This window comes from Kaistia sp. SLG-1, assembly GCF_059699055.1.
Genome location: NZ_AP048544.1, coordinates 3,084,456 through 3,097,819 on the forward strand (window position 1 = coordinate 3,084,456; position 13,364 = coordinate 3,097,819).

General features: G+C 64.7%; 11 protein-coding genes. All 11 read right to left on the reverse strand.

The genetic code is table 11. From position 1 onward, the window contains the following. Window positions 1-10: 10 nt before the first annotated feature. The 11 genes from AC6HZP_RS13965 to nuoL all read right to left on the reverse strand — a co-directional run bounded on the left by AC6HZP_RS13965 (window position 11) and on the right by nuoL (window position 13,362). On the reverse strand, window positions 11-1,015 hold the full coding sequence (locus AC6HZP_RS13965; protein WP_497523357.1) for a sulfate ABC transporter substrate-binding protein: 1,005 nt from the start codon (window positions 1,013-1,015) through the stop codon (window positions 11-13). A gap of 167 nt (window positions 1,016-1,182) precedes the next feature. Continuing rightward, window positions 1,183-1,914, reverse strand: coding sequence for an ABC transporter ATP-binding protein (locus AC6HZP_RS13970; RefSeq protein WP_201404125.1), 732 nt, complete (start codon window positions 1,912-1,914; stop codon window positions 1,183-1,185). Beyond that, window positions 1,911-3,179, reverse strand: a complete 1,269-nt coding sequence (locus AC6HZP_RS13975; protein ID WP_497523358.1) for a lipoprotein-releasing ABC transporter permease subunit — start codon at window positions 3,177-3,179, stop codon at window positions 1,911-1,913. Before AC6HZP_RS13975 ends, AC6HZP_RS13970 begins: the two co-directional genes overlap by 4 nt. Before the next feature lie 28 nt (window positions 3,180-3,207). Further along, on the reverse strand, window positions 3,208-4,530 hold the full coding sequence (proS, locus tag AC6HZP_RS13980; RefSeq protein ID WP_497523359.1) for a proline--tRNA ligase: 1,323 nt from the start codon (window positions 4,528-4,530) through the stop codon (window positions 3,208-3,210). Between the two features lie 531 nt (window positions 4,531-5,061). After that, complete coding sequence (locus tag AC6HZP_RS13985; RefSeq protein ID WP_201404128.1) at window positions 5,062-5,322, reverse strand: DUF1467 family protein; 261 nt, start codon at window positions 5,320-5,322, stop codon at window positions 5,062-5,064. A 7-nt stretch (window positions 5,323-5,329) separates the two neighbouring features. After that, window positions 5,330-5,734, reverse strand: a complete 405-nt coding sequence (gene mce / locus AC6HZP_RS13990) for a methylmalonyl-CoA epimerase (protein WP_497523360.1) — start codon at window positions 5,732-5,734, stop codon at window positions 5,330-5,332. Window positions 5,735-5,774: 40 nt separating this feature from the next. After that, a complete protein-coding gene (locus AC6HZP_RS13995; RefSeq protein WP_497523361.1) occupies window positions 5,775-7,433 on the reverse strand; it encodes a ribonuclease J in 1,659 nt (552 codons plus the stop codon). Window positions 7,434-7,450: 17 nt separating this feature from the next. Further along, complete coding sequence (locus tag AC6HZP_RS14000; RefSeq protein ID WP_201404468.1) at window positions 7,451-8,287, reverse strand: biotin--[acetyl-CoA-carboxylase] ligase; 837 nt, start codon at window positions 8,285-8,287, stop codon at window positions 7,451-7,453. A gap of 3 nt (window positions 8,288-8,290) precedes the next feature. Then, window positions 8,291-9,730: an NADH-quinone oxidoreductase subunit NuoN gene (nuoN, locus tag AC6HZP_RS14005; protein WP_497523362.1), complete on the reverse strand. Its 1,440-nt coding sequence runs from the start codon at window positions 9,728-9,730 to the stop codon at window positions 8,291-8,293. Between the two features lie 16 nt (window positions 9,731-9,746). Continuing rightward, entirely contained in the window at window positions 9,747-11,258 is a 1,512-nt protein-coding gene (locus AC6HZP_RS14010; protein ID WP_201404132.1) for an NADH-quinone oxidoreductase subunit M, read from the reverse strand. A gap of 10 nt (window positions 11,259-11,268) precedes the next feature. Next, complete coding sequence (nuoL, locus tag AC6HZP_RS14015) at window positions 11,269-13,362, reverse strand: NADH-quinone oxidoreductase subunit L (protein WP_497523363.1); 2,094 nt, start codon at window positions 13,360-13,362, stop codon at window positions 11,269-11,271. Window positions 13,363-13,364: the final 2 nt, after the last annotated feature.

Below are 13,364 nucleotides of genomic sequence, written 5' to 3' on the forward strand. Positions count from 1 at the left end.
TCGACGGCGGTCACTGGCCGGCGAGCTGCTGATCGAGCAGGCCGTCGGAACCGAAGAACTTCTTGTTCACGGCCGGCCAGCCGCCGAACACTTCGTCGACGGTCACGAGACGCACCGGCTGGAACGAGGCGGCGAACTTGTCGACGATTGCCTTGTCGCGGACGCGGTTGCCGAACTCGGCGAGGATCGTCTGCCCCTCGGGCGAATAGAGGAAGTTCAGATAGTCGGTGGCGATCTCCTTCGAGCCGCGCTTGTCGGCGACCTTGTCGACGACCGCGACCGGGAAATCGGCGAGCAGGCTGACGGACGGCACCACGGTCTCGAACTTCTCGGGGCCGAACTCCTTGCGGATGCCGGTCGTCTCCGCCTCGAAGGTGATCAGCACGTCGCCGATCTCGCGCTCGACGAACGTCGTGGTTGCGGCGCGGCCGCCGGTGTCGAACACCGCGACGTTGGCGAGGAACTTCTTCACGAAATCATTCACCTTCGCCTCGTCATTGCCGAAGGCTTCCTTGGCGTAGGCGGTGGCGGCCAGATAGGTGTAGCGGGCATTGCCCGAGGTCTTCGGGTTCGGGAAGACAAGCTTCACGTCCTCGCGGACGAGATCGTTCCAGTCCTTGATGCCCTTCGGATTGCCCGCGCGCACCAGGAAGACCGGCAGCGAGTAGAAGGGCGAAGCGTTGTCGGGGAACTTCGAGGTCCAGTCGGCGGCGACGAAGCCCTTGTCGGCCAGGACCTGGATGTCGGTCGCCTGGTTGAAGGTCACGACGTCGGCCTCGAGGCCTTCGAGGATCGAGCGCGCCTGCTTGGACGAGCCGGCATGCGACTGCTTCACCTCGAGCGTCTTGCCGGTTTCCTTGTTGTATTTCGCGCCATAGGCCTCGTTGACGGCACCGAAGAGCTCGCGCGACACGTCATAGGAGGCGTTCAGGATCGATCCGGGCGCCTCGGCGTGGGCCGAGGGTCCAGCCAGCGCGAACAGGACCGCGGCCGTGACGAAGGAAAGGCGTCGCATCGTGCTTCCTTGCTCAAGATGGGCCGCCAACCGGCGCGCCGTTTCATCGGGATGAGCAAAGCTAGCAAGGCGTCGGAGGGGCTTCGAGGAATGAGCGCCTCAATTCAGGCGCGGCAAAGGATATCCATTCTCGGAATCGCCCGTTCCGCACACGAAACGATCGGCGACTAGAATTCGACGATCTTGCCCGCATCGAGTGTAATGCGGCGATCCATGCGTTCGGCCAGTTCCATGTTGTGCGTGACGATCAGCGCCGCGAGGCCGGAGGCGCGCACGAGCGCATCGAGCGCATCGAAGACATAGTGCGACGTCTTTGGATCGAGATTGCCGGTCGGCTCGTCGGCGAGAAGAAGGCGCGGTGCATTGGCGACGGCGCGGGCGATCGCCACGCGCTGCTGCTCGCCGCCCGAAAGCTCGGACGGCCGGTGCGCCTTGCGCGGCTCCAGCTTCATGTAGGAGAGCAGCTCCGTCGCGCGGCGCGCCGCCTCCTTGCGGTCGAGCCCACGGATCAGCTGCGGCATCATCACATTCTCGAGCGCCGAGAATTCCGGCAGCAGATGATGAAACTGATAGACGAAGCCGATCTGCAGCCGGCGGATGGTCGTCCGGTCGGCGTCGTTCAGCGATCCGGTGAGGCGGCCGCCGATCTCGACCTCGCCGGCGTCCGGCCGCTCGAGCAGTCCTGCCATGTGCAGCACCGTCGACTTGCCGGCGCCGGAAGGTGCCACGAGCGCGACCGTCTCGCCCGGATAGACCGCGAGATCCGCGCCGGTGAGGATCGAGAGCCTGCCGGAGCCTTCCTTGTAGTGACGTTCGACGCGGAGCAGGCGGAGCGCCGGCGCCCCTGCCCCGCCAACTGGCTGCTGCCGCGGTCTCTGGTTGGTCAACGTGTCACTCATTCGTAGCGCAGGGCTTCGACAGGATCGAGCTTGGCCGCCCGCCATGCCGGATACAGCGTCGCGAGATAGCTGAGTACGAGCGCCATGATGACGATCGAGATCGTCTCGCCGGCATTCATGTCGGCAGGAAGGCGCGACAGGAAGTAGAGCTCGGGCGAGAAGATCTCGGTCCGCGTCAGCCACGAGACGAACTGCCGGATCGATTCGATGTTCAGGCAGACGATGGTGCCGAGGAGCACGCCGACGATCGTGCCGACCGTGCCGATGGCGGCGCCCGTGATGAAGAACACGCGCAGGATCGCGCCCCGCGTCGCCCCCATGGTGCGCAGGATCGCGATGTCGTGGCTCTTGTCCTTCACCAGCATGGTGAGGCCGGAGATGATGTTGAGCGCGGCGACGAGCACGATCAGCGTCAGGATCATGAACATCATGTTCCGCTCGACCTCCAGCGCCGAGAAGAACGTCATGTTGCGCTGGCGCCAGTCCGTCATCACCACGGGCCGCCCGGCCGCCTGCTCGATCGGCCCGCGCAGCGCGCCGGTCTTGTCGGCGTCGGAGAGATAGACCTCGATCGCGGAAGCCTTGTCGTCGAGGTTGAAATAGGCCTGCGCCTCGGCGAAGGGCATGAAGACGAACGAGGAATCATATTCGGACATGCCGATCTCGAAGATCGCCACCACCGGATAGGCCTTTATACGCGGCGTCATTCCCATCGGAGTGACGTTGCCACGCGGCGATACCAGCGTGAGCTTGTCGCCGATCGTCAGGCCCATATTGGTGGCGAGCCGGGTGCCGATGGCGACGCCCTCGGCATTGTCGAAATCGTTGAGCGTGCCGAGCTTCACGTTGTTCGAGACGCTCGGAATGTTCGGCAGGTCCTCAGCCCGGACGCCGCGCACGAGCGCGCCGGTCGAATTGTTCGCCCCCGAGGCGAGTACCTGGCCTTCGACGAGCGGGATCGCCGCCGTGACGCCCTTCACCATGGCGAGCCGGCTGGCGACGTCGGCGAAGTCGGTGAACGGCGTCTCGATCGGCTGCAGAACGACGTGGCCGTTGATGCCGAGGATCTTGTCGATCAGCTCGCCGCGGAAGCCGTTCATCACCGCCATGACGATGATCAGCGTCGCGACGCCGAGCATGATGCCGATGAAGGAGAAGATCGCGATGATCGAGATGAAGGTCTCACGCCGGCGCGCGCGCAGGTAGCGCAGCGCCAGCATCCATTCGAAAGTCGCAAAGGGTCTCGTGCCGGTCGGCTCAGCCATACCTGTCCCGATCGCGGCGCGCCGCGGTTTAAGAGCTGCCCAGTAGTTTCGCCACTGCCGCATCCAGGCTAACGGATTCGCGTTCGCCCGTCGCGCGTCGCTTGATTTCGACTTCGCCACGCTCAAGTCCCTTCGGACCGACGATCAGCTGCCAGGGCAGGCCGATCAGGTCCATGGTCGCAAACTTCGCCCCCGCGCGGCCCTCGACATCATCGTAGAGGACTTCGATTCCGGCTTTCGTGAGGCGCTCATAGAGCCCCTCGCAAGCGAGATCCGTCGCCGCGTCGCCAGCCTTCAGGTTGATCAGGCCGACCTTGTAGGGGGCCACGCCCTCCGGCCAGATGATGCCGGCCTCGTCATGGCTCGCCTCGATGATCGCCGCCACCAGGCGGGAGACGCCGATGCCGTAGGAGCCCATGTGCACGGCGTGCTCGACACCGTCGGGACCGGTGACGGTCGCGCCCATCGGCTCGGAATACTTGGTGCCGAAATAGAAGACCTGGCCGACTTCGATGCCGCGCGCCTCGAGGCGGTTCTCCTCGGGGATCGCCTCGAACACCGCCGGCTCGTGCATTTCCTCTGTGGCCGCGTATTTGGCAGTCCAGGCCGAGACGATCGGCGTCAGGTCGCCCTCGAAATCCGTGTCGGCGCCGGGGATCGGCGTCTCGAGCGCGGCCTTGTCGAGGAACACGGCGCTCTCGCCGGTCGAGGCGAGCACGATGAACTCATGCGTCGCATCGCCGCCGATCGGGCCCGAATCGGCGCGCATCGGGATCGCCTTGACGCCGAGGCGGTCGAAGGTGCGCAGATAGGCGACGAACATGCGGTTGTAGGCGCGGCGAGCAGCGGCCTCGTCGAGATCGAACGAATAGGCGTCCTTCATCAGGAACTCGCGGCCGCGCATCACGCCGAAGCGGGGGCGCACCTCATCCCGGAACTTCCACTGGATGTGGTAGAGGTTCAGCGGCAGCTCCTTGTAGGAGCGCACATAGCTGCGGAAGATGTCGGTGACCATCTCCTCGTTCGTCGGACCATAGAGCATGTCGCGCTCGTGCCGGTCCTCGATGCGCAGCATCTCCTTGCCGTAGTCTTCGTAGCGCCCGCTCTCGCGCCAGAGATCCGCCGACTGCAGGGTCGGCATCAGGATCTCGATGGCGCCGGCGCGGTTCTGCTCCTCGCGGACGATGCGCTGGATGTTGGCGAGAACCTTCTGGCCGAGCGGCAGCCAGGAATAGATGCCCGCGCTCTGCTGGCGGATCAGTCCCGCGCGCAGCATGAGCCGATGCGAAACGATCTCCGCTTCCTTCGGCGTCTCGCGGAGAATCGGCATGAAAGAGCGGGAAAGGCGCATCAGAAAGGAGCTCCAGGCGAGTCGGATGGGCGGACATCAAGCCATAGACCGGCGAAAACACAAGAGCCAGCCGGCAGCGCCGTTGTCGCGCCACTCTGAACAACTCTTGAGCAAAGCACCCAAGCGGCGGTCAAGCACGAAAACAGGCACCAAAGAGCGTCTTCCGAGGCTCAAATCCTAAGGTCAGCGTCGCTGTCGCAAAAAAAACGTGCTGCTCATGCACAATTTGATGACAAGCGAGATGCCTTTGGATAACGTCGGGTCATAACAAAGGACCTCGCACCAAAAGCGCGGCTCCAAACAAAGGCAACGCGGTCTAAGTCTTGGGAGGATGTCCCCTCTGGCGCGCTGAAAAGCTGCTGCCGCCGAGCTCGATAAAAATGAGCTCGATTAAAGCCAATCGAGCGAAAAGCTCGGCTTGAGGGAATGAACGCGCACTAAAAAGGCAGGAACCGTAAGGTTTCCTGCCTTTTTTATTTCGACCATCGCGTCTCGCCCCGGCGAGACCGCCGGGGCCGCTGGGTGCGTTCCTCAGAACGCGAAGCGGCCCAGCATCTCGACCGTCCAGCCCATCTTCACATAGCCGTACCAGACGCCATAGACGATCACCGCGCTGATGATCGAGGTGATGATCATCTTGCGGACGAGATTGAGATTGGCGGGGGCGCTCGCCGTCGTGCCGAGGACGACATTGCCCTCCTCCGCATGGGTGCGCACGCCGAACGGCAGCACCATGAACAGCACGAGCCACCAGACGATGAAATAGATCGCCGAGATGCTGTAGATCGGCATGTTGGTCTCAAGCCTCCTCGAGTTCGACCAGCGTTCCGCAAAAATCCTTCGGATGCAGGAACAGGACAGGTCGGCCATGGGCGCCGGTCTTCGGCTCGCCGTCGCCCAGAACACGCGCGCCATCAGCCTTCAGACGATCGCGCGCGGCGATGATGTCGTCGACCTCATAGCACAGATGATGAATACCGCCGTCGGGATTGCGCGCCAGGAACCTGGCGATCGGCGACTCCGGGCCGAGCGGCTCCAGAAGCTCGATCTTGGTGTTCGGCAATTCGACGAAGACCGTCGTCACGCCATGTTCGGGCAGCCGGAGGGGCTCCGACACCCGCGCGCCCAGCGTATCGCGATAGACGCGCGTCGCGGCGTCCAGATCGGACACCGCGATCGCTACATGGTTCAGTCGTCCGATCATCGCGACGGCTCCTCACGCGGGAAAAATACCCGCCAAGGCGTCATACGATCGCGACGAAGACAGTGCAAAGTGGCTTTTTGCCCCAAGCCTGCCGAACGGCGGCGCGGACGGAGCGACGGATTGCCTCGCGCACCAGTTCCGGATCCCGCCGGCGTGCGCGCGGAATGCTCTCGATCGTGCCGAGAACCGCCGTCATGACCGTCTCTTCGAACGGGTGACCGGTGGCGCCCTGGATCGGCAGGCCGGTCAGCGCGATCTCCGGATCGGTCGCCACCGCGCCCTTCGCGTCGAGCACCACGGACACAGCGACATGACCGGAGAAGGCCAGCTTGCGGCGCTCCGGCACGCCGACATTGTCGGCGTCGGCGATGATGTTGCCGTCCTTGTAGAGCTGGCCGAAGGGAACGTCGTCGATCTCCTCCGCCGGTCCGGGGGCGAGACGGACGATGTTGCCGTTTTCCGTCAGCACGACCTGCTTGACGCCCATGTCGCGGGCGAAGGCGGCATGCGCCCAGAGATGCATCGCCTCGCCATGCACCGGAATGGCGATCTCGGGCCGCACCCAGCCATACATCTCGGCCAGCTCGTCGCGGCGCGGATGGCCGGAGACGTGCACCAGCCGATCGCGGTCGGTGATGACGACGATGCCCTGGTCGCAGAGCTGGTTGATGATGTTGCCGATGGCCTTCTCGTTGCCCGGAATCGGGCGCGCCGAGAACACAACCGTATCGCCCGGCGACAGGCCGACGAACTTGTGCTCGTCCTCGGCGATCCGGGCCAGCGCGGCGCGCGGCTCGCCCTGGCTGCCGGTCAGGATGGCGACCACCTTGGAACGCGGCAGATAGCCGTAGGATTCCTCGTCGAGGAAGGGCGGCAGCCCCTCCATGTAGCCGAGCTCGGTTGCCACCTCGATGGCGCGGCGAAGCGCCCGGCCGACGACGACGACCTGGCGGTCGGCGGCGACAGCGGCCAGCGCGATCGACTTGATGCGGCCGACATTCGAGGCAAAGGTCGTGAAGGCGACGCGGCCCGTCGCTTCCTTGACGATCTCGGTCAGCGAAGCGCCGACTTCGGTCTCGCTCGGGCTGCGGCCGTCACGCATGGCGTTGGTCGAATCGCAGACGAGCGCCAGCACGCCCTCGTCGCCGATCGCCGCCAGCCGCGCCGCGTCGGTCTGCGGGCCGATGACCGGCTCGGGATCGAGCTTCCAGTCGCCGGTATGGACCACGGTGCCGAGCGGCGTGCGGATCGCGAGCGCCATCGGCTCGAGGATCGAGTGCGTCACCGCAATGAACTCGACCTCGAAATCGCCGATCGTCACGCGATCGCCGGGAGCGACGATGGTGACCGGGATTTCGGGCGCGCCGGGCTGCGCCGCGCGCTTGGCGTTCAGAAGCCCGGCCGTGAAGGCGCTGGCATAGACCGGCAGACGCAGGCGCGGCCAGAGATCCAGCAGAGCGCCGAAATGGTCCTCATGCGCGTGGGTGATGACGATCGCTTCGATGAAGTCGCGCTCTTCTTCCATGTAGCGGATATCGGGAAGCACGAGATCGACGCCCGGAAGATCCGGGCCGGCGAAACTGACGCCGAAATCGACCGCCAGCCAACGGCGGCGGTTCGAAGGACCATAACCATAGAGAGCGAGATTCATCCCGATCTCGCCGACACCACCCAGGGGGAGGAAGACGAAGTCGTCCATAGCTGCTTTTTTTGCGCTCATTTTCTCGACGTCGCCACTGAACCGAAATGAACCTCGCCGGCGGCGATGGTCCTAACCAAACCCTCGGGAGAACGCATGACGAGCCGGCCTTCCTCGTCGATCGTCTCGAACACGCCCGAGAAACTCTGCTCTCCCACCCGCACGACGACCGCTTCCCCAAGCCCGGCCGCGCGATCAAGCCAAAGACGCCGGATCGACTTGAACCCCTGCCCCTCGTCCCAGACGCGCGCCACGCTCGCCCAGGAATCGGACAGCGCCGCGAAGACATGCGGCGCATCGATGCCGACGCCTAATCCGGCCAGCGATGTCGCAGGATATGGCAAGCCTTCCGGCGCCGCGACGACATTCACACCAATGCCGATCACGACCGCGAGGCGCCCGTCCGGCAATGGCTCCGCCTCGAGCAGGATGCCCGCGAGCTTGCCACCATCGAGGAGGACGTCATTCGGCCATTTGAGGCGCAGCCGATCGCGTCGTCCCGCCTCGCCCTGCCCCTCGAAACCATCGAGGCCGACCCGCAGGATCAGGTCCGGCGCGATGGCGCGGAGCGCCTCGTCCAGCGCCAGCCCGGCGGCAAAGCCGAGCGTGGCGGCCGTCGCGGGATTGTTCGGCACCACGACCAGCAGGCTGGCCGCGAGGTTGCCGACCGGCGTCGCCCACGGGCGGCCTCTGCGGCCCCTGCCCGCTGTCTGTTGCGCCGTCACGAACCAGCAGCGCCCAGGGTCACCCGCGCGCGCCGCTGCCAGAGCCTCTGCATTCGTCGAGCCAGCCGCCTCATACGATCTGAGGCGGTACTGGCTTTCGTTTGCGACCCGGCCGAGCTTGAACTCCATCAATCAGAAGAAGGTCTTGGCCGCGACGCTCGCCGCCTGGCCGATCGGGCCGGCGAAGAAGACGAAGAGGATGACGAAGACGCCGGAGAGGCCGAGAACGAAGCGAAGCTCGCCGGTCATCGGCTCGAAGGCGCCCGCGGGCTCGTCGAAATACATGATCTTGACGATGCGCAGGTAGTAGTAGGCGCCCACAACGCTCGACAGCACGCCGATGACGGCCAGCACGTAGAGATGCGCCTCGATCGCCGCCAGGAAGACGTACCACTTCGCGAAGAAGCCGGCCAGCGGCGGGATGCCCGCCAGCGAGAACAGGATCATGGCGAAGATGAACGCGATCACCGGATGCGAGCGCGACAGACCGGCGAGATCGTTGATCTCCTCGACCATCTGGCCCTTGCGGCGCATGAACAGGATGACGGCGAAGGCGCCGAGCGTCATGGCGACGTAGATCGCCATGTACAGGATGATGCCCTGCACGCCGGCCTGGTTGCCCGCGGCGAGACCGACGAGCGCGAAGCCCATGTGGCCGATCGACGAATAGGCCATCAGGCGCTTGATGTTGCGCTGGCCGATCGCGGCGAAGGCGCCGAGGATCATCGAGGCGATGGCGATGAAGGTGATCACCTGCTGCCAGTCCGAGGCCGCCGGGCCGAGCGACCCGATCAGCACGCGGACGAACAGCGCCATGGCGGCCGCCTTCGGAGCGGCGGCGAAGAACGCCGTCACCGGGGTCGGCGCGCCTTCATAGACGTCCGGCGTCCACATGTGGAACGGCACGGCCGAAACCTTGAAGGCGATGCCGGCGATGACGAACACCAGGCCGAACACGACGCCGATGGCGATCGGGCCGTTCGAGAGCGTCGTGGCGATGCCCTGGAACTGGGTGTGGCCGGTGAAGCCGTAGATCAGCGACATGCCGTAGAGCAGCATGCCCGAGGACAGCGCGCCGAGGACGAAGTACTTCAGGCCCGCTTCCGTCGACTTCACGGAATCGCGGTTGCTCGCCGCGACGACATAGAGCGCGAGCGACTGCAGCTCGAGGCCGAGATAGACGGCGATCAGGTCGTTCGCCGAGATCATCAGCATCATGCCGACGGTGGCGAGCAGGATCAGCACCGGATACTCGAAACGGGCAATCTTCTCCCGCTTCGAGTAGTTCACCGACATCACGATCGCGAAGCCGGAGCCGATCAGCGCCAGCACCTTCATGAAGCGGGCGAACGGATCGAGCACGAAGGCGCCGCCGAAGGTGGCGCCGTCCTCGGCCTTGAAGAGCAGGACCAGGCCGGCGACCGCGACGAGCAGCACCGCCAGCGTGGTGACGAGCGGCGTCGCGCGCTCGCCGCCGAAGGCACCGATCATCAGCAGCACGAGGGCGCCGACGGCCAGGACCAGTTCCGGCAGGAACGGGGTGAGTGAGGGAAGCGTAGCGAGGTCCATCATGATCCGTCCGTGTTCCTCACTGCGCCGCCAGCGCGAGCTTGCCGGCAGCAGAGAGCGCGGCCTGATAGTTTGTAATCAGATTGTCGACCGCCTGCCCCGTCACGTTGAAGACGGGGGTCGGATAGACGCCGAAGAAGATCGTCAGCACGATCAGCGGCACGAGGATGGCGACCTCGCGACGCGACAGATCGAACATCGACTTGAGCGAAGCCTTGTCGAGCACGCCGAAGATCACCTTGCGGTAGAGCCACAGCGCGTAGCTCGCCGACAGGATGACGCCGCTGGTGGCGAAGGCCGCGACCCAGGTGTTGACACGGAAGATGCCGATCAGGGTCAGGAACTCGCCGACGAAGCCGCTGGTGCCCGGCAGGCCGACATTCGCCATCGTGAAGACGAGGAAGGCGAAGGCGTAGAACGGCATCCGGTTGACGAGGCCGCCATAGGCCGCGATCTCGCGGGTGTGCATGCGGTCGTAGATCACGCCGACGCAGAGGAAGAGCGCGCCGGAGACGATGCCGTGCGACAGCATCTGGAAGATCGCGCCTTCGACGCCCTGCGGGTTCATCGCGAAGATGCCCATCGTGACGTAGCCCATGTGGGCGACCGACGAATAGGCGATCAGCTTCTTCATGTCCTGCTGCATCAGCGCCACCAGCGAGGTGTAGATGATGGCAATGACCGAGAGCGTGTAGATGAACGGCGCGAAGTCGGCCGAGGCGATCGGGAACATCGGCAGCGAGAAGCGCAGGAAGCCGTAGCCGCCCATCTTCAGCAGAACGCCCGCCAGGATGACCGAGCCCGCCGTCGGCGCCTCGACGTGCGCGTCGGGAAGCCAGGTGTGCACCGGCCACATCGGCATCTTCACCGCGAAGGAGGCGAAGAAGGCGATCCAGAGCCAGGTCTGCATCGAGGCAGGGAACTGGAACTGCAGCAGCGTCGGGATGTCCGTCGTGCCGGCCTGGATGTACATCGCCATGATGGCGAGCAGCATCAGCACCGAACCGAGCAGCGTGTAGAGGAAGAACTTGAACGCCGCGTAGACGCGCCGCTGGCCACCCCAGATGCCGATGATCAGGAACATCGGGATCAGGCCGCCTTCAAAGAAGACGTAGAAGAGCAGCAGGTCGGTAGCGCAGAACACGCCGATCATCAGCGTCTCGAGGATCAGGAACGCGACCATGTATTCGGCGAAGCGCTTCTTCACCGAGTACTTCGAGGCCACGATGCAGATCGGCATCAGGAAGGTCGTCAGGATGACGAACAGCATCGAGATGCCGTCGACGCCCATCGAGTACGAGATGCTGCCGCCGAGCCAGTTGGTACGCTCGACGAACTGGAAGCCGGCATTGGTGCTATCGAAGTCGATCCAGATCAGGAGCGACACCAGGAAGGTGACGATCGTGGTCCAGAGAGCGATCCAGTAGACGTTGCGCCGCGCCGCGGCGTCATCGCCGCGGACGAGCAGGATCAGGAGCGCGCCGACCGTTGGCAGGAAGGTAACGGTCGAGAGGATCGGCCAGTCAGTCATCTAAAACCCCTCAACCCGCGAACATCATCCACGTGACCAGCGCAGCGACGCCGATCAGCATGGCAAAGGCATAGTGGTACACGTAGCCGGACTGCAGCCGGACAACCCGATTGGTGACGTCGACGACGCGCGCGGAGACACCGTCCGGCCCGAAGCCGTCGATGAGCCAGCCATCGCCCTTCTTCCAGAGGAAACGGCCGAGCCACTTGGCGGGGCGCACGAACAGGAAGTCGTAGATCTCGTCGAAGTACCACTTGTTGAGCAGGAAGCGGTAGAGCACCGGCTGCTCGGCGGCGAGGCGCTTCGGCGTCTCGGGCGACCGGATGTAGAACCAGTACGCCACCAGGAAGCCGACCAGCATCATGATGAAGGGCGAGTACTTCACCAGGGCCGGCACACCGTGCATCTCGTGCAGGATGTGGTTTTCCGGACCGGTGAACAGGGCGCCCTTCCAGAACTCGTTGTAGCCCTCGCCGATGAACCGGTTGGCGAAAACCATGCCGGCGAACAGCGCGCCGATCGACAGCACGTAGAGCGGGATCGTCATCACCGGCGGCGATTCATGCACATGGCTCATGACCTCTTCCGAAGCGCGCGGCTTGCCATGGAAGGTCATGAAGATCAGGCGCCAGGAGTAGAACGACGTCATCAGCGCGGCAGCGACCACCAGCACGAAGGCGTAGCCGGAGAAGGCATTGTGGCCGACGAAGGCGCTCTCGATGATCGCGTCCTTCGAATAGTAGCCGGCCGTCAGCGGGAAGCCGGTCAGCGCCAGCGTACCGATCACCATCGTCCAGTAGGTGACGGGGATCTTCTTCCAGAGGCCGCCCATCTTGCGCATGTCCTGCTCGCCCGAGACGGCATGGATCACCGAGCCGGCGCCGAGGAACAGGAGCGCCTTGAAGAAGGCGTGCGTGAAGAGGTGGAACACGCCCGCGCCATAGGCGCCGACGCCGAGCGCGACGAACATGTAGCCGAGCTGCGAACAGGTCGAGTAGGCGATGACGCGCTTGATGTCGTTCTGCACCAGGCCGACCGTCGCGGCGAAGAACGCCGTGGTCGCGCCGAAGAAGGTGACGACGGTGAGCGCGGTCGGGGCCAGCTCGAACAGCGGCGACATGCGGGCGACCATGAACACGCCGGCGGTCACCATGGTGGCAGCGTGGATGAGTGCCGAAACCGGGGTCGGGCCCTCCATCGCGTCCGGCAGCCAGGTGTGCAGCAGGAACTGCGCCGACTTGCCCATCGCACCGATGAACAGAAGGATGCAGATCACCGTCAGCGCATCGAGGTCCCACGACAGGAAGTGGATCGTGTGGCCGGCGACGCTGCTCGTGTTGGCGAAGATCGTGTCGAAGTCGACCGAGCCGAACATCACGAAGATCGAGAAGATGCCGAGCGCGAAGCCGAAGTCGCCGACGCGGTTGACGACGAACGCCTTGATGGCGGCGGCGTTGGCCGACGGACGCTTGAACCAGAAGCCGATCAGCAGATACGAGGCCAGACCGACGCCTTCCCAGCCGAAGAACATCTGGAACAGGTTGTCCGACGTCACCAGCATCAGCATGGCGAAGGTGAAGAGCGACAGGTAGGCGAAGAAGCGCGGCCGGTGCTCGTCATGGCTCATGTAGCCGATCGAGTACACATGGACGAGCGAGGAAACCGTCGTGACGACGACCAGCATCATGGCCGTCAGCGTGTCGATGCGCAGCGCCCAGTCGAACGAGAGCGTGCCGGAGGCGATCCAGGGCAGCACCTTGACCCGGACCGTCTCGCCTTCGGGCGAGCCGATCGTCAGGAAGGCGATCCAGGACAGCACCGCCGAGACGAGCAGCAGGCCGGTCGTGATCAGCTCGGCCGGGCGGGAACCCGGCGCCGCGGCGTGGTGGTCATGCCCGTGGTCGTCGTGACCATGGTCGTCATGGCCATGATGTTCGTGGCCGTGATCATCATGACCGTGGTGGCCATGCGCATGATCGTCATGCGCGTCGGCGAGGCTCTCCTTGGGAGCGCCCACCATGGCGGCGGAGTAGCTGCCCCGCAGCGCGATGATGCCGGCGAGGATGGCGCCGAGAAGCGGGAGGAAGACGATGGCTGAATACATAG

Excerpts from the sequence above, each read along its gene's own strand:
- AC6HZP_RS13965 (WP_497523357.1), bottom strand. The coding sequence starts at position 1,015 with ATGCGACGCCTTTCCTTCGTCACGGCCGCGGTCCTGTTCGCGCTGGCT.
- AC6HZP_RS13970 (WP_201404125.1), bottom strand. The coding sequence starts at position 1,914 with ATGAGTGACACGTTGACCAACCAGAGACCGCGGCAGCAGCCAGTTGGC.
- AC6HZP_RS13975 (WP_497523358.1), bottom strand. The coding sequence starts at position 3,179 with ATGGCTGAGCCGACCGGCACGAGACCCTTTGCGACTTTCGAATGGATG.
- proS (WP_497523359.1), bottom strand. The coding sequence starts at position 4,530 with ATGCGCCTTTCCCGCTCTTTCATGCCGATTCTCCGCGAGACGCCGAAG.
- AC6HZP_RS13985 (WP_201404128.1), bottom strand. The coding sequence starts at position 5,322 with ATGCCGATCTACAGCATCTCGGCGATCTATTTCATCGTCTGGTGGCTC.
- mce (WP_497523360.1), bottom strand. The coding sequence starts at position 5,734 with ATGATCGGACGACTGAACCATGTAGCGATCGCGGTGTCCGATCTGGAC.
- AC6HZP_RS13995 (WP_497523361.1), bottom strand. The coding sequence starts at position 7,433 with ATGGACGACTTCGTCTTCCTCCCCCTGGGTGGTGTCGGCGAGATCGGG.
- AC6HZP_RS14000 (WP_201404468.1), bottom strand. The coding sequence starts at position 8,287 with ATGGAGTTCAAGCTCGGCCGGGTCGCAAACGAAAGCCAGTACCGCCTC.
- nuoN (WP_497523362.1), bottom strand. The coding sequence starts at position 9,730 with ATGATGGACCTCGCTACGCTTCCCTCACTCACCCCGTTCCTGCCGGAA.
- AC6HZP_RS14010 (WP_201404132.1), bottom strand. The coding sequence starts at position 11,258 with ATGACTGACTGGCCGATCCTCTCGACCGTTACCTTCCTGCCAACGGTC.
- nuoL (WP_497523363.1), bottom strand. The coding sequence starts at position 13,362 with ATGTATTCAGCCATCGTCTTCCTCCCGCTTCTCGGCGCCATCCTCGCC.